Genomic DNA, 22,053 nt, shown 5'->3' on the forward strand with positions numbered 1-22,053 from the left:
AGGAGCAAAAGCAATGAGTGATCAGGTAAACAGTGTAAGTGATGCCAATTTCGCGCAGGAGGTTCTGGCCAGCGAATTACCGGTGGTTGTTGATTTCTGGGCGCCCTGGTGCAAGCCCTGTGAGGATGTGGCGCCGGTTGTGGCGAGTCTGGCACAGACCTATGCTGGCAAAGTGCGTTTTGTAAAGCTGAATGTTGATGAGAACCCGCAGATCACCGGTGAGATGGGCATTCGGGGGCTGCCGACATTGATGTTGCTGCGTGATGGGGAGGTGGTCAATACGAAGGTTGGCGCGCTACCCGCCGCCCAGATGACAGCCTGGCTCGACGGCCGGCTGGCTGCAGGCTAACGCAGCACGCCTGTCCGCCCACCCGCTGTTGGGCGTGGTGGGCGGACTGCGCGAGCGGGTAGCGGCTTACAGGTGCTTGGTGGCATCGACCGGTTCGGCAGTTGCCATCAGGCGGCGAAACTCGTTACCCGACAACTTGAGCAGATTCTGGTGGTCGCCGGATTCGATGAAGACCTCCGCTTCACCCAGCAGGCGGCGGTCAACCAGCGTTTCGAGCTTGTAGGCGCTGCCAACGGGGACCAGTGCACCGGGATCGCAATCGGTGAAAATATTCTGCAGTTCCGTTTCGGTCGCCAGTCCGACCGGTTCACCCAGCAGCTGGTGCAGCTGCCCGAGTTGTACCCGGTGATCGGCCGGCAAGACCATCATCAGGTAGCTGTCATCGTTGCGCTTGAGTACCACGGCTTTGGCCAGTTGATGGCCTGGCACATGGGCCACTTCCGCCGTACGGGCACTGGACGTCGGACTGTAATGGTGGTGCTGGGCTTCGTAGACGATTGCGTAACGATCCAGCTGTTCTTTAAGTGTGGCGGCAATGGGCATGGCGATTCTCCTGCGCTTACCGGATGCCTTAAAGTTTAGTTCAGACTCTATAGGCCGGCAGGAGCTTTGGTGCGAAGCCGCAACGGCCGAACGCTGGCGACATGCGCAAACCGGGCGCCTGCCCGGTAAATTCAGGTGATTCGAGCATGAGCGCGTACACAGGTGCGCATGCTCAGGTCTAAAGGAACAGCAACATCACTAGGCGCCGGGCGAGAGTCCGGCGCCTTTTTGCCTATGTCGGCAGGCATTCTGCAAGTGTATCGCGCACAGAGTGAGCTCCTTGTATGTTAAGACTCAACGAAATGATAGGGTTCTTCACCAGTTACCGGGGAGGCCGCTGGCTCCTGGAGGCAGCTCTGACTGACCTCGTCCGTAGAGTGGCTCCCCGCCTCATTGCCAACCTCGAAGAGTATCAGGAAGCCAGTCAGACTGGATTTCGCATCACAAGGTCGAGGCAGCATCAAGTGCGAGGTCGGGGAACCGGTTTCTATTGTGAAGCAAACTTGACCTGGAGTGAAAGTCAGTGAGTGTGTTTGTCGGTGTGGATATTTCAGCCAAGACGTTTGATCTCGTCAGCAGGAAAGCCGGACATAGTTCAAAGACTGAGCAGTTCAAGCAGACACCGGACGGTCATGCCAAGGCGATCAAACGGCTCACCGCACTCCAGCCCACGGTCATCGTGCTGGAAGCCACAGGGATCTACTACTTGGACTTGGCGGTGGCGTTGGTCCAGGCAGGGCTGCCTGTCGCCGTCATAAACCCGAAGAGCTTCCGCCATTTCGCGGAACTCATGTTGACGGGCAGTAAGACTGACGGCATCGATGCGGCCCTGCTTGCTGAGTATGGTGAACGCATGAGGCCCAGACTCTGGACGCCTCCCGATGAAGCGTGCCTAGCCTTGCGAGACTTGGGGAGGCAGATCAACCGCTTGACCGCGACGCGAACTCAGGCCAAAAACCGGTTACACGCTCTGCAGTCCAAACGCTCTACGATGCCACTGCTGATTGAGGACGAGCAGGAAGGCATCGACTTGCTGGATCGACGTATTGAGCGGTTGAGCAAGGCTGCTCTGGCGCTGATAGCCCAGAACAGAACCCTTTCAAGGAGTTTGGAGAATATGCGGGCGGCGAAGGGGATAGGGGAGGCTTCGGCTATCGCCATACTGGCCGAGCTATGCGTGCTTCCGCAACACCTGAAAGCGCCACAGGTAAGCCGCTTTGCTGGCTTGGATGTACGACTGACCCAGTCAGGCACCAGCGTAAACAGGCCAGCGCGCCTGAGCAAGGCAGGCAATGCCTACCTGCGTGCTGCGCTGTACATGCCAGCGATGAGTGCGGTACGACATGACCCGAGGGCGAAAGCGTTCTACGAGGCGCTGGTATCGAGAGGTAAGAAAAAAATCCAGGCCCAGTGTGCGGTCATGAGGAAGTACCTGACCGGATTATGGGCCTGTATTCAGACTGAAGCCGCGTTCGACTCAACACTGCTGTTCAGTGACGAGCACATGAACGCTTGACTCTCAACAGAGTATCTACGCGGATGCAGGAGCCTGGTCTGCGGGCGAATCGACTTATTTATCGCGAATCGAGTGGTTGGCCATGTGCTCCAGGGCCTTGATCATCGCCGCAGAGGGTAAGCCCCAGTTTTAGAGCATCAGTCACGGATCGAGTGGTTGGCCATATGCTCGAGCGCCTTGATCATGGCGGAGTGATCCCAGTTCTCGCCGCCGAGTGCCGCGCAGGTGCTGAAGTTCTGCTGTGCGCTGGCGGTGTTGGGCAGGTTCAGCTTGAGTGCCCGGGCGCCTTCCAGCGCCAGGTTGAGATCTTTCTGGTGCAGGCAGATCTTGAAACCCGGATCGAAGGTGCCCTTGACCATGCGCTCGCCGTGCACTTCCAGAATCTTGGACGAGGCAAAGCCGCCCATCAGGGCTTCGCGTACCTTGGCAGGATCCGCGCCTGCCTTGGAGGCGAACAGCAGGGCCTCGGCTACGGCCTGGATATTCAGCGCCACGATGATCTGGTTGGCGACCTTGGTGGTCTGGCCGTCACCGTTGCCACCCACCAGGGTGATGTTCTTGCCCATGGCGTCGAACAGCGGCTTGGCGCGCTCAAAGGCCGCGTCGCTGCCACCCACCATGATGGTCAGGCTGGCGGCCTTGGCGCCCACTTCACCGCCCGACACGGGCGCGTCCATGTACTCGGCGCCGGTCTCATTAATGCGGGCGGCAAATGCCTTGGTGGCGATGGGCGAGATCGAGCTCATGTCGATGATGATCTTGCCGGCGGCAGCCCCCTCGGCCACGCCATCGGTACCGAACAGAACCTCTTCAACCTGGGGGGTGTCAGGCACCATCAGGATGATGAATTCGCTCTCCTGCGTGACCGCCTTGGGGCTTGGCAGGGCTGTGCCGTTGGCGCCCAGCAGATCTGCCGGTGCAGGGGAGTGATGCTCGGAAAAATAAAGACTGTGACCTGCTTTTTGCAGGTTTTCTGCCATGGGCTTGCCCATGATGCCAGTGCCGATAAATCCTATACGTGCCATCTGTATGCTCCGTTCGTCGTTGGGGGTCAGATCTGGTTGTAGTCTTTCAGCCAGCCAAGACCGGCTTCGGTGCTGGTGGCCGGCTTGTATTCGCAGCCGATCCAGCCGTCGTACCCCAGGGTGTCAATGAAGTTGAACAGGAAGTGGTAATTGATTTCGCCGGTACCCGGCTCGTGCCGGCCGGGATTGTCCGCCAGCTGGATATGGTTGATGGCGCCGAGGTTGGCCTCAATGGTGCGCGCCAGGTCGCCTTCCATGATCTGCATGTGGTAGATGTCGTATTGCAGGCTCAGGTTGTCGCTGCCAACCGCGTCGCGAATGGCGAGCGCCTGGGCCGTCGTATTAAGAAAGAAACCCGGTATATCGCGGGTGTTAATCGCTTCCATCACCAGTCGAATGCCGGCTTGTTTCAGCTGGTCGGCTGCATATTTCAGGTTGGCAATGAAGGTGCTGCGAGCCTGTTCGTTGCTGACGCCTTGCGGCTGAATACCCGCCAGGCAGTTGACCTGGCGGTTGCCCAGCACCTGGGCGTAGTCGATGGCGCGCTGTACACCGGCACGGAACTCTTCTGTGCGCTCTGGGTGACAGGCGATACCGCGCTCCCCCGCATTCCAGTCGCCAGCGGGGAGGTTGAACAGCACCTGGGTGAGTCCATTGGCGTCGAGTTTCGCCTTGATGTCTGCTGCTTCATAGTCGTACGGGAACAGGTATTCCACGCCACTGAAGCCGGCCTTGGCGGCAGCCTCGAAGCGATCAAGAAAATCGTATTCAGTAAACAGCATGGACAGGTTGGCACATAAGCGTGTCATGGCAGTCTCCAGTTGTTGGGTCACTCGCCACCCCGGTCTGTGCCGGGGCTGGCTTGATGTTGTACTGGCGGCCCATCAGGCCGGCAGGGACTCAAATTCATTGATGTTGTCGATCTCGGTACCCATGGAGATGTTGGTGACACGCTCCAGGATAATTTCAACGACAACCGGTACGCGGTACTGTGCCTTGATGCGCTTGGCCTCTTCAAGGGCGGCGCCAATGTCGTTGGGATCCCGTACCCGTATGGCCTTGCAGCCCAGCCCTTCGACTACGGCAACGTGATCGACACCGTAGCCTTCCAATTCTGGTGCATTGATATTGTCAAATGCCAGCTGGACGCAGTAATCAATATCGAAGTTGCGCTGTGCCTGGCGAATCAGCCCCAGGTAGGAGTTGTTTACCAGTACGTGGATGTAGGGCAGGTTGAACTGCGCACCCACCGCCAGCTCCTCGATCATGAACTGGAAATCGTAGTCGCCGGAAATCGCAACGACCTCCCGATCCGGGTTGGCCTTGACGACACCCAGTGCCGCGGGCGCTGTCCAGCCCAGCGGACCGGCCTGGCCGGCATTGATCCAGTTGCGCGGCTTGTAAACGTGTAGAAACTGGGCCGCCGCAATCTGTGACAGGCCAATGGTGGTGACATAGCACGTATCCTCGCCGAACGCCGCGTTCATTTCTGCATAGACACGCTGTGGCTTGACGGGAATATTGTCAAAGTCGCTGCGTCGCCCCATGGTCTGCTTGCGTTCCAGGCAGTCGGCGGCCCAGGCCGAACGATCCTTGAGACGGTTGGCGGCTTTCCATTCACGCGCGACCTCGACAAACAGCTCCAGCGCGCTGCCGGCATCGGAAACGATACCCAGATCCGGCGTAAAGACACGGCCAATCTGGGTGGGCTCGATATCGACATGCACGAAGGTACGGTTCTGGGTGTAAACGTCAACCGAGCCCGTGTGGCGGTTGGCCCAGCGGTTGCCAATACCCAGTACAAAGTCTGATTCAAGCATCGTGGCGTTACCATAGCGGTGCGACGTCTGCAGTCCGGCCATGCCGGCCATCAGCGGGTGATCGTCTGAGATTGATCCCCAGCCCATGAGTGTCGGAATAACCGGTACACCGATGATCTCAGCGAACTCCACCAGTTTGGCCGACGCGTTGGCATTGATGATGCCCCCGCCCGCGACCAGCAACGGCTGCTCGGACGCATTGAGCATTTCCAGCGCCCGTTCGATCTGTTTGCGGGTTGCGGTGGGTTTGTAGGCCGACATCGGCTCATACATTTCGGGATCGAATTCGATTTCCGCCATTTGCACATCAATCGGCAGGTCGATCAGGACGGGGCCTGGGCGACCTGAGCGCATCAGGTGAAACGCCTGCTGGAAAACCTGCGGCACAAGTCCGGGCTCCAGTACGGTGGTGGCCCATTTTGTAACGGGTTTGGCGATGGTCTCGATGTCCACGGCCTGGAAGTCTTCCTTGTGCAGCCGGGCTCGGGGTGCCTGGCCGGTAATGCACAGCATGGCAATGGAGTCGGCGGAGGCTGAATAGAGCCCGGTAATCATGTCGGTACCGGCGGGCCCGGAGGTGCCGATGCAAACGCCGATGTTGCCGGGTGTGCTGCGGGTATAGCCCTCGGCCATGTGGGAGGCGCCTTCAACGTGGCGCGCCAGTACATGGTCGATGCCGCCGAGCTTTTTCATGGCCGCATACATCGGGTTGATCGCCGCACCCGGAACGCCGAAGGCCGTGTCGATGCCTTCGATTTTCAGAATTTCAACTGCCGCTTCTATTGCTCTCATCTTCGCCATGGTGATGGCCTCCCAGGTCTAGTAGTGAATCCGCATCGAATGGCGCGCCGGGTCGATTAGGTGCTTGCCGTGCAAGAGTCTGTAACCGGGTGTGCCGCGCTGTTGAGGCCAGTAGAACAGGTATGGGGATACCGTTCAACTATAATGGAAGTTGATTTCATATTGTGGAAGATGTTTTGTGTTAGTTTTTGTTTGTTAAAATTATTTAAAAACAAAAAGTTATAATCTTTATATAGGTCATTTGTGGAAATCATAAAAATTCCACTCAGTAAAAATGAATCTTAAAAAGGTTTTTCTTATAGATGCGTGCCGCTCGGCCAAACGGTGGGCGAGGTGCACTGAACGGACCCGCTCTGTCCTGGAAAAACGCCGGAGCACGGGGAGGTTGAAACGGGGTAGGGATCGATACGGGTAGTACGCCTGCGCGTCGCGCGGCGGACGGGCTCGCGCAGCGAAGAAGCGCTTTGTGAAGTCGGTCGATGGGGCGAGGACTGCTGTCAGTCAGGGGGTGGCCGAAAAGGGCGGGGAGGGACTCCGGGTGTTAACCGGCCGTTCAGAGCCGGCCTGCAGGGCACATCCTGCTAGAAATCCTCGCAGGGCCGGACCCGGTCAGCATGTTCATTTGCACCACGCAAACGGCTGTTTTTCGTCGATCCGGCTTGATCAATCCGTTTCAACAGCCTGTTGAGCCATTCGCGCGAGGGCTCAGGTCTCGCTGTCGGTCAGGGCTGCGCGAATGATGTTCTTTTCCTGTTGCTCGATCTGGCGCAAGGCGTCACTGACATGGCGCACATGGGCCATGGCGGCTTTTTTTGCCCACGGGGCCTGGCGGCTGATGATGGCGTGGTAGATCTGTCGGTGGTGCTTGTCGATCTGCTGCTTGAAGGCGGTGCGGTGGCTGAGATTCAGTACCGAGGCCTGCACCGAGTACAGCATCAGGTTCTTCAGGCTGTTAAGAATGTGCACCAGCACCGGGTTGTGGGCAGCGCTTGCGATGGCGCGGTGGAAGGCGTGGTCCAGGTGGGCATTGGTCAGGGGGTCAGCCGCCTCCATGGCTTCAAAGGCCTGGGTAATACGGTACTGGTCCTTGTCGGTGGCACGCTGCGCGGCGAGGTAGGCCGCCTGGCCTTCAAGCTGCTCGCGCACTTCGAACAGGTCGTAGAGTGTGCGGGCATGGCCAAAATACAGGTTCATTAGCGGACCTGTTTCGTCAGGCTCCGTGACAATACTGGCAACGAAGGACCCCTTGCCATGGCGGGTTTCAATGATGCCGCGCCCATGCAGTTCGTGCAGGGCTTCGCGAATGATGGCACGGGAAACGCCGAGTTTTGCCGACAGTGCACGTTCAGACGGTATTTTCTGTTCCGGTGCCAGGGTGCCGTCAAGAATCAGTTCTTCCAGGTGTCGTGCGATCGACTGGGCGATGGGCGGGGCTTTGTTTTCCATCTTTTTGTACTGGTTAGACCAGTTCTCCGTAGCGTATGTACAGGACAGCGCAGCATGGCTGCAGCCCGACATACTATCGACTATAGGCCCTGAAGCGTCCATATCGGGGTGAAATAAACTGGTCAGACCAGTCGTGTATTCGATGGACGTGGCGCCGCGTTACGGCGAATCTCGGTGCCAGCAAGGGGGCATGGCATTTCGAACGAGCCCGAATCCTGGGTTCAGATCCGTGCCTCACACCCCCGAGCCACATTGACTAATACAATAACAAGACATCTGGAGACATCCGATGATCAACCCGTACACCAAGACCGATACGTCCACACCGCGCCGGCGCGGATTTCTGAAATCTATCGCTTTGGCATCCGCCGCCCTGGTGGGCACGACCCTGTTGGCACCGGCCCAGGCCTCTGCTGCGCAGACCTGGAAAGTGCAGTCCGTATGGGATGCGGGCACCGTTGGGTATGACCTGTTTGAACAATGGGCCGGCGAGATGGAGGAAAAGACCGGTGGCGAGCTGAAGATCAAGCCGTTTCCGGCCAAATCTGTTGCGGCAGATAATAATGCCTTGTTCGATGCGGTGCGTAACAACGTGCTGCAGGGTATGAACCCGTTCACTATTTACTGGTCCGGCAAGATCCCTGCCTCAGTATTCCTGACCTCGTACCCGGCAGGCCCCGATCAGCCCGCGCAGTGGGACACCATGTTCTACAGCATGGGCATGCTGGAAAAAACCCGTGAGATCTACAAGAAATTCGGCCTCTTCTATGTCGGCCCCATTCAGCATGACGCCAACATCATCCATTCCAAGAAGGCGGTTAAATCCCTGGATGACCTCAAGGGCATGAAGATTCGTCTGCCAGGCGGCATGGTGGCGGAAGTCTTTGGCAAGTTTGGCGTATCCAGCGTCAGCCTGCCGGGATCGGATATTTTTCCGGCGCTGGAGAAAGGCACCATAGACGCAGCGGACTATGTAGGCCCTGCGGTTAACTATGAACTGGGCTTTTCACAGGTGACCGATACCATCCTGATGGGGCCTCCGGGCGTCATGTCGATCTACCAGCCGGTGGATTTGATGGACCTTACCGTTAACCTGCGTTCCTGGAACAAGCTCTCACCCAAGGTGCAGAAAATTGTCGAGGATGAGGTACGCAACTACTCGCAGCGCCACTACCTGACCATCCAGAAGCGCAATATTGCGGCCATGGAAAAGTTCAAGGCTGATGGCACCTCTGTATCGCGTCTGTCACAGGCGGATGTACAGGCGTTTCGCCAGGCTGCGCTTCCCATCTGGTTCAACTGGGCTAACAAGGATGCGGATGCCCGGGCGATCTTTGACATCCAGCTCGATTACATGATGAACGATACCGTCGGCTACATCACTCCCGATGACATCAAGGGTCTGAAGTAACAAAGCGGGCTGAATACGGGGGAGGGCTGCCGGCCCTCCCTGTTCATTATGCGAGGTAGTAGGTCATGTCTGATTTAGAAGGCTTTGGTTTCGTCATGCCGCACTGGTTTTACTGGGGCTGGCTGGCGGTTATGCCGCTGATCATGATTGCGCTGGATCGGCGGGAAGTGAAAAAAAGGGGGGCGCTTGCATCCTCGACGACACCGGAAAGCGAACTCAAGGCCGATGACGATCCCGTAATCAAATACCATTTTAAAGGCAATCGCCTGACCCGGATCATCGACTGGACGAGCGAGAAATCCGGTGTTTTCGTGTCTTTCTGGACGGTAAACGCGGTCTGCTTTTACTTTTTCGAAGTCATCATGCGCTATGTGTTCAACATGCCGACGGTCTGGGTGCATGAGGCCAGCTTCCTGTTGCTGGGCATGCAGTACCTGCTGGCGGGCGGTTTCGCACTGTTGCACGGATCCCACGTGCGGGTGGATGTCATGTACAACTTCCTGCCGGAACGCGGACGTGTCGGCATGGATATCTTTACGTCCATGTTCTTTTTCATCTTCGCGCTGGCCCTGGTCTGGACGTCCTGGACCTTTTTTGCCGATGCCTACGCCATGCATGAAACCACGGTGGAAACCTGGGGCATCCAGTACTGGCCGGTCAAGGCCGTCATGCTGCTCGGCGCCGTGCTGATTCTGCTGGCCGGGATCTCGAAACTGATTAAGGACATTGCGCTGTTCGTCCTTATGGGACGGGGGAAAAACACGTGAATACAAAAGTGATGCAAGCAAACCTGAGCCCCCCCCGGTTGGGAGGTTCGGTCATCGGTAACCTGGGTACCGGGCTGATGATTCTGGCCACGCTGGCCATGGCATTGATCATCGGTGTCGAAGTGATCAATACGCTGTTCTACGACCCCTATGAAGAGGAGTATTTTCTGTTCCGCCTGGCCGGCAGCCTGGAGAATGTGGCCATCGGGCCGCTGACCTACCTGATGTTCGGTTCTCTGCTGGTGGCGCTGATGATGGGGCTGCCGCTGACCTTCGTCACCGGCGGTCTGGGGGTGATGTTTATCTACCTGGTGGGGGACTCCACCATGCTGAACATCATTCCGGGGCGCATTTTCCCCATGATGACCAACTCGGATCTGGCCGCCATACCGCTGTTCATCTTCATGGCGTCGATGCTGGAACGCGCGGGTCTTATCGAGGAAATGTTCAACGTCGTCTACAAATGGATGGGTGGCCTGAGTGGCGGACTTGCGACGGCCACGATTCTGGCGTCGACGATCCTGGCAGCGATGGTGGGTGTTATCGGCGCCGCCGTGGTGACCATGGGCATTATCGCCCTGCCGGCCATGCTCAAACGTGGCTATGACCATCAGATTGCGCTGGGCTCCATCATGGCCGGTGGCACCCTGGGCATTCTGATACCACCGTCGATCCTGGCGATCCTCTATGCGGTGGTGGCACAGCAGTCGGTGGGCGAACTCTACCTCGGGTCCATCATTCCGGGGCTGATGCTATCAGGCATGTATATCGCCTATGTACTGATCCGCACCAAGCTTAACCCCACGCTGGGGCCGCCGGTGCCGATGGAAGAACGCATCTCCTTCGGGCAGAAGTTGATGCTGCTCAAGGATCTGGTCGCACCGCTGGTGCTGGTGATGCTGGTGCTTGGCCTGCTGTTTGGCGGTATCGCCACGCCGGTGGAAGCGGCCGGGATCGGATCTTTCGGTGCCATGCTGGTGGCGATGAAGCACGGTGCCTTCTCGGTGGAAGCACTCAAGGACGCGTCAGTCACCACCGCCAAGGCATCCGCCATGGTGCTGTGGATCATGTTTGGCGCCTCTGTGTTCGTCGGCTTTTACATCCTGCAGGGTGGCCAGGAATTCATTACCCAGTCGATCCTGTCCACGGGCATGTCGGCCTACGGCATCCTGTTCCTGCTGATGATCCTGCTGGTCGTGCTGGGCATGTTCCTCGACTGGGTTGGTATCCTGCTGCTGGCAGTACCCATCTTCATCCCGATCGTGCAGGCACTGCAGTTTGATGGTCTGTTCGGGCTGCCGGGTGTCGCCGGAGAAGACGTGGTGCTCTGGTTCGGTGTGCTCTATCTGGTGAACATGCAGATGTCGTTTCTCAGCCCGCCTTTCGGCTACGCGCTGTTCTATATCCGCGGCGTCTGTCCGCCGGAAATCACCATGGCTACGATCTTCAAGTCATCCCTGGTGTTCCTGGCACTGCAGGCCCTGGGCTTGATGATCTGCGTGCTGATGCCAAGTGTGGTGACCTGGCTGCCAAACCTGGTCTATGGCTAGACCCTCTAATCCGGGCCGTCCGGCGGATGGCCCGCTCAACGACTAAGCCCGCTCAGGGATCGAGAACTTTTTCACGGGACTGGTATGCCGGCGACGGGGGCATCCTGTCGCCGGTCACAACCAAAGCGAGTAGAAATAATGACCAACAGAATCAAAACCGGTGGGCTCAAGATATCGGCCGACCTCTATGCGCTGGTTGCCAATGAAATTACGCCCGGCACCGGTATAGACCCTGAGTATTTCTGGTCCGGGTTCGAGACCCTGCTGGATGACCTGGGGCCGGTAAACCGCCGTTTGCTGGATCGACGTGACAGCCTGCAGCAGCAGATTGACGACTGGCACCGCAGTTATCGCACTCGGCATGGCAACGGGCCTATCGACCCGGTGCAGTATCAGGCCTTTCTGACAGATATCGGTTACCTGGTTCCCGAAGGTGATCCCTTCGAGATTGAAACGCGCAATGTCGATGAGGAGATCGCCCTTATCGCCGGTCCGCAACTGGTGGTGCCGGTCAACAATCCCCGCTTTGCCCTCAACGCCGCCAATGCGCGCTGGGGCAGCCTGTATGACGCGCTCTATGGTACCGATGTCATTGATGCAGGTGAGGGCGGCGAAAAAGGTACACGCTTCAATCCGGTGCGCGCGGCGCGTGTAATCGCCTGGGCAGCGGACTTTCTGGATCAGGCGGTACCCCTGGCCAGTGGCAGCCATGCGCTGGTGCTGAGCTATAGCCTGGTGGAGAGCGCGGGCAGCACTCGCCTGGCGGTTAGGCTGGGCAACGGTGAGACAACGGCACTGAAAGACCCGCAGCAGTTCGTCGGGTTTGGGACCGAATCCCAGGGCACGGGGCAAACGCTATTGCTGCGCAACCATGGCCTGCATATCGAGCTGCAGCTGGATCGTGAACACCCGGTGGGCGCGCTGTCGGCGTCGGGCCTGAAGGATGTGGTGCTTGAGTCTGCACTGAGCACCATCATGGATTGTGAAGACTCGGTGGCGGCGGTGGACGGGCCTGACAAGGTGCAGGTCTATCGCAGCTGGCTGGGGCTGATGCAGGGCACTCTGCAGGAAACCTTTACCAAGGGCGAGCAGCAGATAACGCGGCGCCTGAACGGCGATCGCCACTACAGCACGCCGACGGGGGAGCCTCTGTGTCTGCACGGGCGCAGCCTGTTGCTTGTGCGCAATGTCGGCCACCTGATGACCACCGATGCGGTTCTGGATCGGGACAACCAGCCGGTGCCGGAGGGCTTTCTCGATGCGGTGATTACGAGCCTTTGCGCGTTGCATGATCTTCAGGGCACCAACGCAGGGCGTAACAGCCGCGCAGGCAGCCTCTATATCGTCAAGCCAAAGATGCACGGGCCCGAAGAGGCCGCGCTGACGAATGAGCTGTTCACGCAGGTGGAACAGCTGCTGGGACTGGCACCGAATACGCTAAAAGTGGGTGTCATGGATGAAGAACGTCGTACCTCGGCGAACCTGGCCGAGTGTATTCGGGCGGTGCGCGAGCGGCTGTTCTTCATCAATACCGGCTTTCTGGATCGCACCGGTGACGAGATTCACACCTGCATGCAGGCGGGTCCGGTTCTGCCCAAGGATGCCATCAAGGCGCAGCCCTGGATCAGTGCCTACGAGGACCGCAATGTCGATATCGGGCTGGCCTGCGGCTTGCGCGGCCGTGCCCAGATCGGCAAGGGCATGTGGGCCATGCCGGATGAGATGAAGCAGATGATCGAGGCCAAGATCGCCCATCCAGAGGCGGGCGCGAGCTGCGCCTGGGTGCCGTCACCCACGGCTGCAACCTTGCACGTCACGCACTATCACCGTGTCAATGTGGCGCAGCGTCAGGCGGCGCTGGAAGGGAGCAACCGGGCAACACTCGCAACGCTGCTGAACCCGCCGCTGCTGGAGGGCACGCGCCTAAATGCTGAACAGGTACAGGCGGAAGTAGACAATAATGTACAGGGGATCCTGGGCTACGTGGTGCGCTGGATCGATCAGGGTATCGGTTGCTCCAAGGTACCGGATATTCACAACATCGGACTGATGGAGGATCGCGCCACGCTGCGCATATCGAGCCAGCATCTGGCCAACTGGCTGTTGCATGGCATCTGCACCGACGATCAGGTGATGGATACACTGCGCCGCATGGCCGTGGTGGTGGACGCGCAGAATGCGGCGGATCCGGCCTATCGGCGCATGGTGCCGGAACTGGAACACAGTGTGGCGTTTCAAGCGGCCTGCGACCTGATTTTTAAGGGTTGTGAACAGCCCAGTGGTTATACCGAGCCGCTGCTGCATCAGCGTCGGCGCGAAAAGAAGGCATTGCAGCTGATGCAACAGGCGGGCTGACTTTATCGCGCGATCGACGCGTACCTGACAGCGGCTGCACGCGGGGAACGCCCGCGTTTCGCTACGTTTATTTTTATAGGAGCTATACCATGTTAACCATCAATCGACTCGATCAGGCCGATGCGCGCCTTCTTATCGCAGGCGCCACAGCACGGGCCACTGAAATAGGTGTGCCCATGTGCATCGCCATTACCGATGAGTCCGGCAACCTGCTGGCATTTGAACGCATGGACGGTGGCAAGGTCACCAGTATTACCATCGCCCAGGACAAGTCTTTCACTGCCAGTGCGGCGCGCAAGGCGACCCACGAATATAACGCCGCCTGTGTGCCGGGCAATCTGGTGTTCGGCATTCACACCGCGCTCGGCGGCCGCCTCTGTGTGGTGGGCGGTGGCCTGCCTGTTATGATCGATGGTGAGGTTGTTGGCGGCATCGGTTTGAGTTCCGGCACGCCCGCCCAGGACATGGACTGTGCCCAGGCCGGCATCGACTATTTTCTTAAAAGTCGATCCTGAGGCAGCACTACCATCCATAGCAGAAGTGGAGCGCTCTCATGACTGACCAAGACAAACCTGGCAAGGCCCAGTTGGCCGAGATGTTTCGGGATTTCATTGACGCCGAATATGTCATTGTCGATGAAGAAACCCTGCGCCCGTACGAGTGCGATGGCCTTTCGATGTACTGCGAAATGCCGCTCATCGTGGTTTTGCCTGAAACCGTCCAGCAGGTGCAGCGGGTACTGCGTATCTGCCACCAGTATTCGATTCCGGTGGTGGCGCGCGGCGCCGGCACCGGGCTCTGTGCCGGTGCCATGCCCCACGCCGAGGGCGTGGTGCTTTCGCTGGCCAAGTTCAATCGCATTCTGTCGATCGACCCGCTGGCACGCAGCGCGCGGGTACAGCCGGGGGTGCGCAATCTGGCCATTACGGAAGCGGCTGCCGAGCATGGGCTCTATTACGGGCCTGATCCGTCTTCCCAGATTGCCTGCACCATTGGCGGCAATGTGGCGGAGAATTCTGGCGGCGTGCACTGCCTGAAGTATGGCCTTACGGTGCACAACATTTTGAGTGTCGAGATGCTCAGTGTTGAGGGCGAGAAGCTCATTATCGGCAGCCAGGGCCTGGACAGCTGCGGCATGGACCTGCTGGCGCTGATAACCGGTTCCGAAGGTTTGCTGGGCATTGTGACGGAAGTCACCGTCAAGCTGTTGCCCCAGCCTGAAAAGGCCCAGGTGGTGATGGCGGCGTTTGACAGCGTACAACAGGCGGGCGACGCCGTGGGCGGCATCATTTCCCGCGGCATTATTCCCGCCGGGCTGGAAATGATGGATACCCATGCCATCCGTGCGGCAGAAGATTTCGCCAAGGCGGGTTATCCCAGGGACGCCCAGGCTTTGTTGTTATGCGAAGTCGATGGTACCGCCGAGGAAGTACAGGAACATATCACCCAGGTCGAAGGGCTGTTTGCCACCTTTGGTGCCACCTCGGTACGCACCTCGCAAAGCGAGGCCGAACGCGCCCTGTTGTGGAAAGGACGCAAGTCGGCGTTCCCGGCGGTGGGGCGTATCTCACCTGATTACTACTGCATGGACGGTACCATTCCTCGAGGCCAGCTGGCCCATGTACTGACCGAGATGCAGCGCATGTCCGACGAATACCAGTTGCGCGTCGCCAATGTATTTCATGCCGGCGACGGCAACCTGCATCCATTAATCCTGTTTGATGCGAACGTGCCGGGCGAGTTTGAGAAGACGGAGGAATTCGGCGCCCGCATTCTTGAACTCTGTGTCGAAGTGGGTGGTTGCATCACCGGTGAACATGGCGTGGGCATCGAAAAGATTCGCCAGATGCCGATCCAGTTCAATGAACAGGAGCTGGTTCAGTTCAATGCCATCAAGGATGCCTTTGATCCGGCCGGCACGCTGAATCCCGGCAAGGGCGTGCCGACATTGCGCCACTGCCAGGAGCACCGGGCACTTGAGACAAAGCCCGCGCCCGCATCCATGACCACAAAGGGAGCAGCCTGATATGGCGGATATAGCCAAACGCCTGCAGGAACAGATTCTGTCTGCGCGCGATGCAGGCACAAAACTGAATATCATCGGCGGCAACAGCAAGTCCTTCATGGGACGCGTTTCCAGCGGTGAACCGCTTATGGTGGCGGGTCACAGCGGTATTGTCAGCTATCAGCCGGTGGAGCTGGTACTTACGGCCCGGGCCGGTACGCCGCTGACCGAACTGGTGGCGGCGCTGGATGAACAGGGTCAGATGCTGTCCTTTGAGCCGCCACGCTTTAGCAACGAATCGACCCTGGGGGGCACCCTGGCCTGTAATCAGTCGGGACCAGGCCGGCCCTGGTGGAGTTCGGTGCGTGACCAGGTGCTGGGTATTCGGTTGCTGAATGGCCGTGGCGAACATCTGCGCTTCGGCGGGCAGGTGATGAAAAACGTCGCGGGCTACGATGTCTCCAGGCTGCAGGCCGGCGCCATGGGCAGTCTGGGCCTGATCACCGAAGTGAGTCTAAAGGTGCTGCCCAAGCCTGCGGTAACGCGCACTCTGGTGTTCGATATGCCGCTCAATGAAGCATTGGGGCTGATGAACCGGCGCGCCGCCGAGCCCAAGCCGTTGTCGGCGGCCTGCTGGCTCGATAACCGTCTCTACCTGCGCCTCAGCGGTGCACAGGCGGCGGTGGATGCCACTGTGCGGCAATGGCAGGGGCAGGGGGAACAGCTGGACGATGGTGATGCTTTCTGGGCGGCACTGCGCGACCAGGAACTGGCATTTTTCGACGGTGCGGCGCCGCTGTGGCGCTTTTCGGTGAACCCGACCGCAGCCAACCCTGCGCTTGAGGGTGACTGGCTGCTCGACTGGGGCGGCGCCCAGCGCTGGTATCGCGGCGATGCGTCGATGGCACAGATGCAGGAGCTGGCGGAGGCGGCGGGTGGCCAGGTCAGCCTGTTCCGCGGCGGCGATCGGCAGGGGGAGGTCATGCATGCACAGTCCCCGGTGCTCCAAACCCTTCAACAGCGACTCAAGCAGTCTTTCGATCCGGATGGCGTTTTCAATCCCGGTCGTCTGTATAGCTGGATGTAACAGGCAGGTTTGCGATGAAAACAAACATAGTATCCGAGTTCAAACAGAGCGCCCGCGGGCAGGAAGCCGAGGCTATTCTGCGCAGCTGCGTGCACTGCGGTTTTTGCACGGCGACCTGCCCGACCTACCAGGAGCTGAATGACGAGCGTGACGGTCCGCGTGGGCGTATCTACCTGATCAAGCAGTTGCTGGAGGAGGGCACGGTCACCGAGAAAACCCGCACCCATCTGGATCGCTGCCTGACGTGTCGCAGCTGTGAGACGACCTGTCCGTCGGGCGTTCAATACGGACGGCTGGTGGATATCGGCCGCGCCATCGTGGACGAAAAACTTGAGCGCCCACGGGCTCAGCGCTTGCTGCGCTGGGGGCTGCGCAAGGTGCTGCCGTATCCGGATCGGTTCGGACCGCTGCTGCGCCTTGGACAGAGTGTAAAACCGTTGTTGCCGGCAGCGGTCAAGGCAAAACTGCCGCCACGGCGCCAGGCCAGCCCCTGGCCGACCAGCAGCCATCCCCGGGTCATGCTGGCCCTGGCCGGCTGTGCCCAGCCGGCAGCGGCACCGAACACCAATGCGGCAGCGGCGCGGGTGCTGGATCGTTTGGGGATCACCCTGGTGGAAGCCCCCCGGGCCGGCTGTTGCGGGGCGGTGAGCTACCATTTGTCGGCACAGGATGAGGGGCTGGATTTCATGCGCCGCAATATCGATGCCTGGTGGCCGGCGATTGAGGCTGGCGCCGAGGCCATCGTCATGACCGCATCCGGTTGTGGCGCCATGGTGCAGGAGTACGGACACCTGTTGCGCTCTGACCCGGCCTACGCTGAGAAGGCGCGCCGCGTCAGCGAGCTGACGCGGGACCTGGGGGAGGTGCTGTTACAGGAAGACCTCTCGGCGCTGGGGGCCAATGGAAAAGACGCAGGCAAGGTGGCGTTCCATTGCCCCTGCACGCTGCAGCACGCCATGAAGCAGAGTGGTGTGGTGGAACAGGTATTGGAGAAGGCCGGCATAGAACTGGCCAAAACCCGGGACAAGCACCTGTGCTGCGGCTCCGCCGGCACCTATTCGATCCTGCAGCCGGAAATGAGCCAGAAGCTGCTGAAGAACAAGCTCGAGGCGCTGACCGGCGATGATCCCAAACGGATCGTCACGGCCAATATCGGCTGCCAGCTGCATCTGGAATCCAAGGCGGACCGTCCGGTTCAGCACTGGATCGAACTGCTGGATCGCTAGCGGGCCTAGGGTTTATGGTCAGGCGGCAGGTAGGCACTGGGAATATCCATGCTGCTGCCGATCATGAGCGAGCAATACTGCCAAACAAACTTAAGGCCTTGACCGGGTACTCTTTATCAAAAAGACGCGCGAACGGATCGTAACGGCCAATATCGGCTGCCAGCTGCATCTGGAATCCAAGGCGGACCGTCCGGTGCAGCACTGGATCGAACTGCTGGATCGCTGAGATCCGGCTGTTTCCCACAGCTGCGCTGCGGATGTCGGAACTCGCTACGCTCATTTCCAACCTACGGGTTGCAGTTTGTAGGCTGGAATGAGCCTGCGAATTCCGGGAAACAGGGGGCAGCGATGTGGGCATTTGGGTGATAAACTGGCGCCCATTGAGTCTGCCGGCTCCCGCTGATTGCACCTGTGATGTGGGATAGCCTTCTTGGGAGAACCGGCAGTTTGTGTGGCGCAGGCCTTCTGCAAGGATTCCAGAACCCATGAACGACAGTCCGAATGACGGGCCCAAAGCCGGCAAGAAAACCTCCTCCAGCGCGGTACAGGTACAGTCCCTGACCCGCGCTCTGCTGCTCCTTAAACGCATATCCTCCTCCGACATCGGGCTGAATCTGACAGAGCTGGCCGGTGATCTGGGTCTAGCCCCCTCTACTGCGCACCGCCTGCTCAACAGTATGCGCCAACTGGACTTTGTCGATTTCGATGAGCAGTCCGGGCTCTGGTCAGTGGGCGTTACGGCGTTTTCGGTGGGCAGCGCCTACCTGAAGAAACGCGATTTCGTGGCCGAGGCCCGGGCGCACATGAAACGCCTGGTGGCAGAAACCGGTGAGACTTCGAACCTCGCAATTCTGGACGGCTTTAACCATGTGTTTGTCGGCCAGGTGGAATGCAACGAAGTCATGCGCATGGTGGTGCAGATCGGCAGCCGCGGCACCTTGCACGCAGCCGGTGTCGGCAAGGCGCTGCTGTCGGGCCTTAGCGATGCGGAAGTCACCAACATCATCAACCATACCGGGCTTGCGTCCCTGACGCAGAAGACCATCACCACCCCGGCGGCTTTTATGGAAGAGCTGCGCAGGATTCGGCAACAGGGCTATGCCGTTGATGATGAGGAACAGGTGTCAGGCCTGCGCTGCATCGCGGCCAATATCTATGACGAGAATGCAGAAGTCATTGCCGCGGTGTCCATCTCCGGGCCGTCCGTGCGTGTCGGTACCGATCGGCTGGATCATTACAGCGCGGCGGTGATGCGCGCCGCCGATGCGATTACCCGCGCCATCGGTGGCACCCGTCCGGCACAGCGTGTATCAGCCTGATAGGGCGCTAAAAACATCCTCAGGTTAAACAAGGCATAGCAAAGGACGGATTCATGCTCGGTGCATTGACACTGATTATTGGCCTGCAGGTACTGGGCACCCTACTGGCCGAGCTATTGGCGTTGCCCGTACCGGGGCCGGTGGTCGGCATGGTGCTGTTCTTGCTGGTGCTGGCCGTGATGCGGGGCCACTGGCAGGAGCTGGAGCAGGTTAACAATTTCTTTCTGGCCAACCTGTCGTTACTGTTTGTGCCGGCGGCCGTTGGTATAGTGAGTCATCTGGATCTGGTGAGTCCCATTCTGGGGCGGCTGGTGCTGGTGCTGGTGGTGAGCCTGCTGGCAGGCCTGGTGGTTGCATCCTGGGTATTTGCTCGCCTGGCGCGCCGTTTCACGCCCGCGCGGGAAGAGGAGTTACTGCCATGAATGCAGATTTCGGGCAATTCTGGGTGTATCTAGGGCGCGATCCGCTGGCCTGGCTGCTCATTACGCTGGCCGCCTTTGTGCTGTCACGCGCGCTGTATGAGCGGGCAGGGCAGACCGCGTTTTTAAACCCCATGGCGCTCACCGTGTGCCAACTGGTTCTGTTGCTCAGTATCACCGGGGTGAGCTATGACGAGTATTTCGCCGGCGCACAGTTTATCCACGTGTTGCTCGGTCCTGCAGTGGTCTGTCTGGCGCTGCCGATCTGGCAATACCGGCGCAGCATCAGACGCAGTCTGCCGGCGCTGATTCCGGCGCTTGTGGCCGGCTCGCTGGTCTCGGTGCTGAGCGCCGTCGGGCTGGGCTGGGCGCTGGGGCTCGACAGTACCATTTTGCTGACCCTGGTACCCAAATCAGCCACCGCACCGGTGGCCATGGGCATTGCTCAGGATCTGGGCGGCATTCCGGAGCTGGCCGCTGTGCTGTGTGCCATAACCGGTATTTTTGGTGCCATTATCGGCGTACCGCTGATGACGCGCCTGGGTGTGCGTGATGCGCGGGCCCAGGGGCTGGCCATGGGGGTTACCTCCCATGGCATTGGGACTGCCGCGGCTTTCCAGGTTAACAGTGTCATGGGGGTCTACAGCTCTATCGGCATGGCGCTGAATGCGATGCTCACGGCGATACTGGCGGGTACCCTGCTCGTGGTCTGGCTGTAGCGGCGGGCTTTACATAGGCTGTTTGCGCGTTCAATCGCGACAGCAAAAGCGTGATCCTCGATACCAATATCGCGCAGGGCGTCAAGACGGCGCGCTGACGGGCCCGTGCAATGAGGGTATCGCAAGCTTGCGCCCCGGTCGCATGGACCCGATTGACCTGGGCCACATGACGTCGTTAGCAAGACCGGCCGCTGCGAAATTCGTGCAAGCCATTACCTCATCCGCGTGCCGGCGGGTATCTCCGACTGGCTGCTATCGGCAAACCTCACCCCGCTAAGCCTTATCCTGGTGATCATCCTCGTCATGGGCATATGCCTGGACCTGATTGGGATTATCCTGATGTTCACATTGATATTTTTTGTCGCCGGGCAGTTGTCGCGCCGACGGTGGCGATGAATTTGCGTGTGTTCAAGGGCATTACGGATGAACCGCTGTCAGAGGTTATAAGGGGGCCTATCCTTAAATTGTCACGCTGTATTCGGTCTGGCTGTGCTGGTTGCGTGCTTCGGGCTAGCGACTGTGCATTCGTACGGTGCCGGTTACGGGCTCTGGTCCTGTCGCCCGGTAAAGTACCCGAAATCTGGAGGGTAAGAAGATGACTGATCTGTTTGAAAATCCCGCTGGCCTCTGCGGTTTCGAATTTGTCGAATTTGCCGGGCCCGACCCCGAAAAGGTTGCCGAAGTGTTTCGGCTGCTCGGCTTCACGAAGGTGGCGCGTCACCGCTCCAAGCAGGTGGATCTGTATCGCCAGGGCGGCATCAACTTCATCCTCAACCGGGAGAAGAAAAGCCTGGCCGACTACTTTGCCCAGGAGCATGGCCCCTCGGCCTGCGGCCTTGGCTTTCGAGTGCGCAATGCGCAGCAGGCTTACAAATACGTGCTCGACAAGGGCGCGCAGCCGCTGGAGATCCCGACCGGCCCGATGGAGCTGCGGCTGCCGGCCATCAAGGGCATCGGTGGCGCTCCGGTCTATCTGATCGACCGCTTCGACGAGGGGTTGTCGATCTACGATATCGACTTCGAGTTTCTCGACGGCGTGGAGCGGCATCCCGAAGGCTGCGGCTTCTACGAGATCGATCACCTGACCCATAATGTCTACCGCGGGCGCATGGCCTACTGGGCCGATTACTACACGCGTCTGTTCAACTTCCGTGAAATCCGCTACTTCGATATCAAGGGCGAATACACGGGGCTTACCTCCAAGGCCATGACGGCGCCGGACGGCAAGATCCGCATTCCGCTGAACGAGGAGGCGTCCGGCGGCCACGGTCAGATCGAGGAGTTCCTGATGCAGTTCAATGGCGAAGGCATTCAGCACATCGCTCTGCGCTGCAACGACCTGCCGGCCTGTGTTGACCGCCTGCGCGAGCGGGGCGTGCCGCTGATGACTGCCCCCCCCGAGACCTATTACGAGATGCTCGAAGAGCGCCTGCCGGGCCACGGAGAGCCGGTGGATGAACTGAAGGCGCGGGGCATCCTGCTGGATGGCACCACCGAAGGCGGCACACCGAAGCTGTTGCTGCAGATCTTCTCCAACACCCTGCTGGGGCCGGTATTCTTCGAGTTTATTGAGCGCAAGCTGGACGATGGCTTCGGCGAAGGCAACTTCAAGGCGCTGTTTGAATCGATCGAGCGCGACCAGATCCAGCGCGGCGTGCTAAAAGGCGACAAATTAGAAGGCGACAAATAGAATCC

General features: G+C 59.3%; 20 protein-coding genes. 14 read left to right on the forward strand and 6 right to left on the reverse strand.

The genetic code is table 11. The annotated features are described in order from the left end of the window. The first annotated feature begins 13 nt into the window (after positions 1 to 13). Complete coding sequence (trxA, locus tag F451_RS0105840; protein ID WP_020680420.1) at positions 14 to 349, forward strand: thioredoxin; 336 nt, start codon at positions 14 to 16, stop codon at positions 347 to 349. 66 nt (positions 350 to 415) lie between these two features. Here the strand turns inward: trxA and F451_RS24925 are convergent, their stop codons facing one another. Next, positions 416 to 892 carry an aminoacyl-tRNA deacylase gene (locus tag F451_RS24925; protein ID WP_020680421.1) on the reverse strand — a complete coding sequence of 159 codons (477 nt, stop codon included), beginning with the start codon at positions 890 to 892 and terminating at the stop codon, positions 416 to 418. 523 nt (positions 893 to 1,415) lie between these two features. On the opposite strand from F451_RS24925, the gene F451_RS0105855 reads away from it, so the two are divergent. After that, positions 1,416 to 2,408, forward strand: a complete 993-nt coding sequence (locus F451_RS0105855; RefSeq protein ID WP_020680423.1) for an IS110 family transposase — start codon at positions 1,416 to 1,418, stop codon at positions 2,406 to 2,408. Positions 2,409 to 2,545: 137 nt separating this feature from the next. On the opposite strand, the gene F451_RS0105860 is transcribed toward F451_RS0105855, so the two are convergent. The 4 genes from F451_RS0105860 to F451_RS0105875 form a co-directional block, all read right to left on the reverse strand. Beyond that, positions 2,546 to 3,433: a 2-hydroxy-3-oxopropionate reductase gene (locus F451_RS0105860; RefSeq protein ID WP_020680424.1), complete on the reverse strand. Its 888-nt coding sequence runs from the start codon at positions 3,431 to 3,433 to the stop codon at positions 2,546 to 2,548. 26 nt (positions 3,434 to 3,459) lie between these two features. Beyond that, positions 3,460 to 4,242 (reverse strand): hydroxypyruvate isomerase, encoded by a 783-nt coding sequence (hyi, locus tag F451_RS0105865; protein WP_020680425.1) that lies wholly within the window; start codon positions 4,240 to 4,242, stop codon positions 3,460 to 3,462. Positions 4,243 to 4,317: 75 nt separating this feature from the next. Next, the gene (gene gcl, locus F451_RS24930) at positions 4,318 to 6,054 is read right to left on the reverse strand and encodes a glyoxylate carboligase (protein ID WP_020680426.1); all 1,737 of its coding nucleotides are present in this window, start codon (positions 6,052 to 6,054) and stop codon (positions 4,318 to 4,320) included. Positions 6,055 to 6,759: 705 nt separating this feature from the next. After that, positions 6,760 to 7,500 (reverse strand): FCD domain-containing protein, encoded by a 741-nt coding sequence (locus F451_RS0105875; protein ID WP_020680427.1) that lies wholly within the window; start codon positions 7,498 to 7,500, stop codon positions 6,760 to 6,762. A gap of 289 nt (positions 7,501 to 7,789) precedes the next feature. Between F451_RS0105875 and dctP the strand changes: the two genes are divergently transcribed. The 8 genes from dctP (at position 7,790) to glcF (ending at position 17,901) form a co-directional block, all read left to right on the forward strand. Beyond that, entirely contained in the window at positions 7,790 to 8,911 is a 1,122-nt protein-coding gene (gene dctP, locus F451_RS0105880; protein WP_020680428.1) for a TRAP transporter substrate-binding protein DctP, read from the forward strand. A gap of 65 nt (positions 8,912 to 8,976) precedes the next feature. After that, positions 8,977 to 9,678, forward strand: a complete 702-nt coding sequence (locus tag F451_RS0105885) for a TRAP transporter small permease subunit (RefSeq protein ID WP_020680429.1) — start codon at positions 8,977 to 8,979, stop codon at positions 9,676 to 9,678. Next, a complete protein-coding gene (locus F451_RS0105890) occupies positions 9,675 to 11,228 on the forward strand; it encodes a TRAP transporter large permease (protein ID WP_040879427.1) in 1,554 nt (517 codons plus the stop codon). The genes F451_RS0105885 and F451_RS0105890 overlap by 4 nt, the downstream gene beginning before the upstream one ends. A 138-nt stretch (positions 11,229 to 11,366) precedes the next feature. Next, on the forward strand, positions 11,367 to 13,583 hold the full coding sequence (locus F451_RS0105895; RefSeq protein WP_020680431.1) for a malate synthase G: 2,217 nt from the start codon (positions 11,367 to 11,369) through the stop codon (positions 13,581 to 13,583). Between the two features lie 89 nt (positions 13,584 to 13,672). After that, a complete protein-coding gene (locus F451_RS0105900) occupies positions 13,673 to 14,098 on the forward strand; it encodes a GlcG/HbpS family heme-binding protein (RefSeq protein WP_020680432.1) in 426 nt (141 codons plus the stop codon). Between the two features lie 38 nt (positions 14,099 to 14,136). Then, positions 14,137 to 15,609 carry an FAD-linked oxidase C-terminal domain-containing protein gene (locus tag F451_RS0105905; RefSeq protein WP_020680433.1) on the forward strand — a complete coding sequence of 491 codons (1,473 nt, stop codon included), beginning with the start codon at positions 14,137 to 14,139 and terminating at the stop codon, positions 15,607 to 15,609. A 1-nt stretch (position 15,610) separates the two neighbouring features. Beyond that, positions 15,611 to 16,675: a glycolate oxidase subunit GlcE gene (glcE, locus tag F451_RS0105910; protein WP_020680434.1), complete on the forward strand. Its 1,065-nt coding sequence runs from the start codon at positions 15,611 to 15,613 to the stop codon at positions 16,673 to 16,675. 14 nt (positions 16,676 to 16,689) lie between these two features. Next, positions 16,690 to 17,901, forward strand: coding sequence for a glycolate oxidase subunit GlcF (glcF, locus tag F451_RS0105915; protein WP_020680435.1), 1,212 nt, complete (start codon positions 16,690 to 16,692; stop codon positions 17,899 to 17,901). Positions 17,902 to 17,962: 61 nt separating this feature from the next. Here the strand turns inward: glcF and F451_RS27595 are convergent, their stop codons facing one another. Then, a complete protein-coding gene (locus tag F451_RS27595; RefSeq protein WP_156826385.1) occupies positions 17,963 to 18,388 on the reverse strand; it encodes a hypothetical protein in 426 nt (141 codons plus the stop codon). Here F451_RS27595 and F451_RS0105925 point away from each other — a divergent pair. The 4 genes from F451_RS0105925 to hppD all read left to right on the forward strand — a co-directional run bounded on the left by F451_RS0105925 (position 18,387) and on the right by hppD (position 22,048). Then, a complete protein-coding gene (locus tag F451_RS0105925) occupies positions 18,387 to 19,220 on the forward strand; it encodes an IclR family transcriptional regulator (protein ID WP_020680437.1) in 834 nt (277 codons plus the stop codon). The two genes, F451_RS27595 and F451_RS0105925, sit on opposite strands and share 2 nt — an antisense overlap. Positions 19,221 to 19,273: 53 nt before the next feature. Continuing rightward, positions 19,274 to 19,642 (forward strand): CidA/LrgA family protein, encoded by a 369-nt coding sequence (locus F451_RS0105930; RefSeq protein ID WP_020680438.1) that lies wholly within the window; start codon positions 19,274 to 19,276, stop codon positions 19,640 to 19,642. Continuing rightward, positions 19,639 to 20,358, forward strand: a complete 720-nt coding sequence (locus tag F451_RS0105935) for an LrgB family protein (RefSeq protein WP_020680439.1) — start codon at positions 19,639 to 19,641, stop codon at positions 20,356 to 20,358. The genes F451_RS0105930 and F451_RS0105935 overlap by 4 nt, the downstream gene beginning before the upstream one ends. Positions 20,359 to 20,953: 595 nt before the next feature. Beyond that, on the forward strand, positions 20,954 to 22,048 hold the full coding sequence (hppD, locus tag F451_RS0105945) for a 4-hydroxyphenylpyruvate dioxygenase (protein WP_020680441.1): 1,095 nt from the start codon (positions 20,954 to 20,956) through the stop codon (positions 22,046 to 22,048). Positions 22,049 to 22,053 lie beyond the last annotated feature (5 nt).

The sequence above is a fragment of the Marinobacterium rhizophilum DSM 18822 genome (assembly GCF_000378045.1).
GTDB classification, from domain to species: Bacteria; Pseudomonadota; Gammaproteobacteria; order Pseudomonadales; family Balneatricaceae; genus Marinobacterium_A; species Marinobacterium_A rhizophilum.

What these genes read in the sequence shown, in the direction of transcription:
- F451_RS0105905 (WP_020680433.1), top strand. Translation starts at nt 14,137, where the DNA reads ATGACTGACCAAGACAAACCTGGCAAGGCCCAGTTGGCCGAGATGTTT.
- glcE (WP_020680434.1), top strand. Translation starts at nt 15,611, where the DNA reads ATGGCGGATATAGCCAAACGCCTGCAGGAACAGATTCTGTCTGCGCGC.
- F451_RS0105875 (WP_020680427.1), bottom strand. Translation starts at nt 7,500, where the DNA reads ATGGAAAACAAAGCCCCGCCCATCGCCCAGTCGATCGCACGACACCTG.
- F451_RS0105935 (WP_020680439.1), top strand. Translation starts at nt 19,639, where the DNA reads ATGAATGCAGATTTCGGGCAATTCTGGGTGTATCTAGGGCGCGATCCG.
- trxA (WP_020680420.1), top strand. Translation starts at nt 14, where the DNA reads ATGAGTGATCAGGTAAACAGTGTAAGTGATGCCAATTTCGCGCAGGAG.
- glcF (WP_020680435.1), top strand. Translation starts at nt 16,690, where the DNA reads ATGAAAACAAACATAGTATCCGAGTTCAAACAGAGCGCCCGCGGGCAG.
- F451_RS0105925 (WP_020680437.1), top strand. Translation starts at nt 18,387, where the DNA reads ATGAACGACAGTCCGAATGACGGGCCCAAAGCCGGCAAGAAAACCTCC.
- hppD (WP_020680441.1), top strand. Translation starts at nt 20,954, where the DNA reads ATGACTGATCTGTTTGAAAATCCCGCTGGCCTCTGCGGTTTCGAATTT.
- F451_RS24925 (WP_020680421.1), bottom strand. Translation starts at nt 892, where the DNA reads ATGCCCATTGCCGCCACACTTAAAGAACAGCTGGATCGTTACGCAATC.
- F451_RS0105860 (WP_020680424.1), bottom strand. Translation starts at nt 3,433, where the DNA reads ATGGCACGTATAGGATTTATCGGCACTGGCATCATGGGCAAGCCCATG.
- F451_RS0105895 (WP_020680431.1), top strand. Translation starts at nt 11,367, where the DNA reads ATGACCAACAGAATCAAAACCGGTGGGCTCAAGATATCGGCCGACCTC.
- F451_RS0105885 (WP_020680429.1), top strand. Translation starts at nt 8,977, where the DNA reads ATGTCTGATTTAGAAGGCTTTGGTTTCGTCATGCCGCACTGGTTTTAC.
- gcl (WP_020680426.1), bottom strand. Translation starts at nt 6,054, where the DNA reads ATGGCGAAGATGAGAGCAATAGAAGCGGCAGTTGAAATTCTGAAAATC.
- F451_RS0105900 (WP_020680432.1), top strand. Translation starts at nt 13,673, where the DNA reads ATGTTAACCATCAATCGACTCGATCAGGCCGATGCGCGCCTTCTTATC.
- F451_RS27595 (WP_156826385.1), bottom strand. Translation starts at nt 18,388, where the DNA reads ATGGGTTCTGGAATCCTTGCAGAAGGCCTGCGCCACACAAACTGCCGG.
- F451_RS0105930 (WP_020680438.1), top strand. Translation starts at nt 19,274, where the DNA reads ATGCTCGGTGCATTGACACTGATTATTGGCCTGCAGGTACTGGGCACC.
- hyi (WP_020680425.1), bottom strand. Translation starts at nt 4,242, where the DNA reads ATGACACGCTTATGTGCCAACCTGTCCATGCTGTTTACTGAATACGAT.
- dctP (WP_020680428.1), top strand. Translation starts at nt 7,790, where the DNA reads ATGATCAACCCGTACACCAAGACCGATACGTCCACACCGCGCCGGCGC.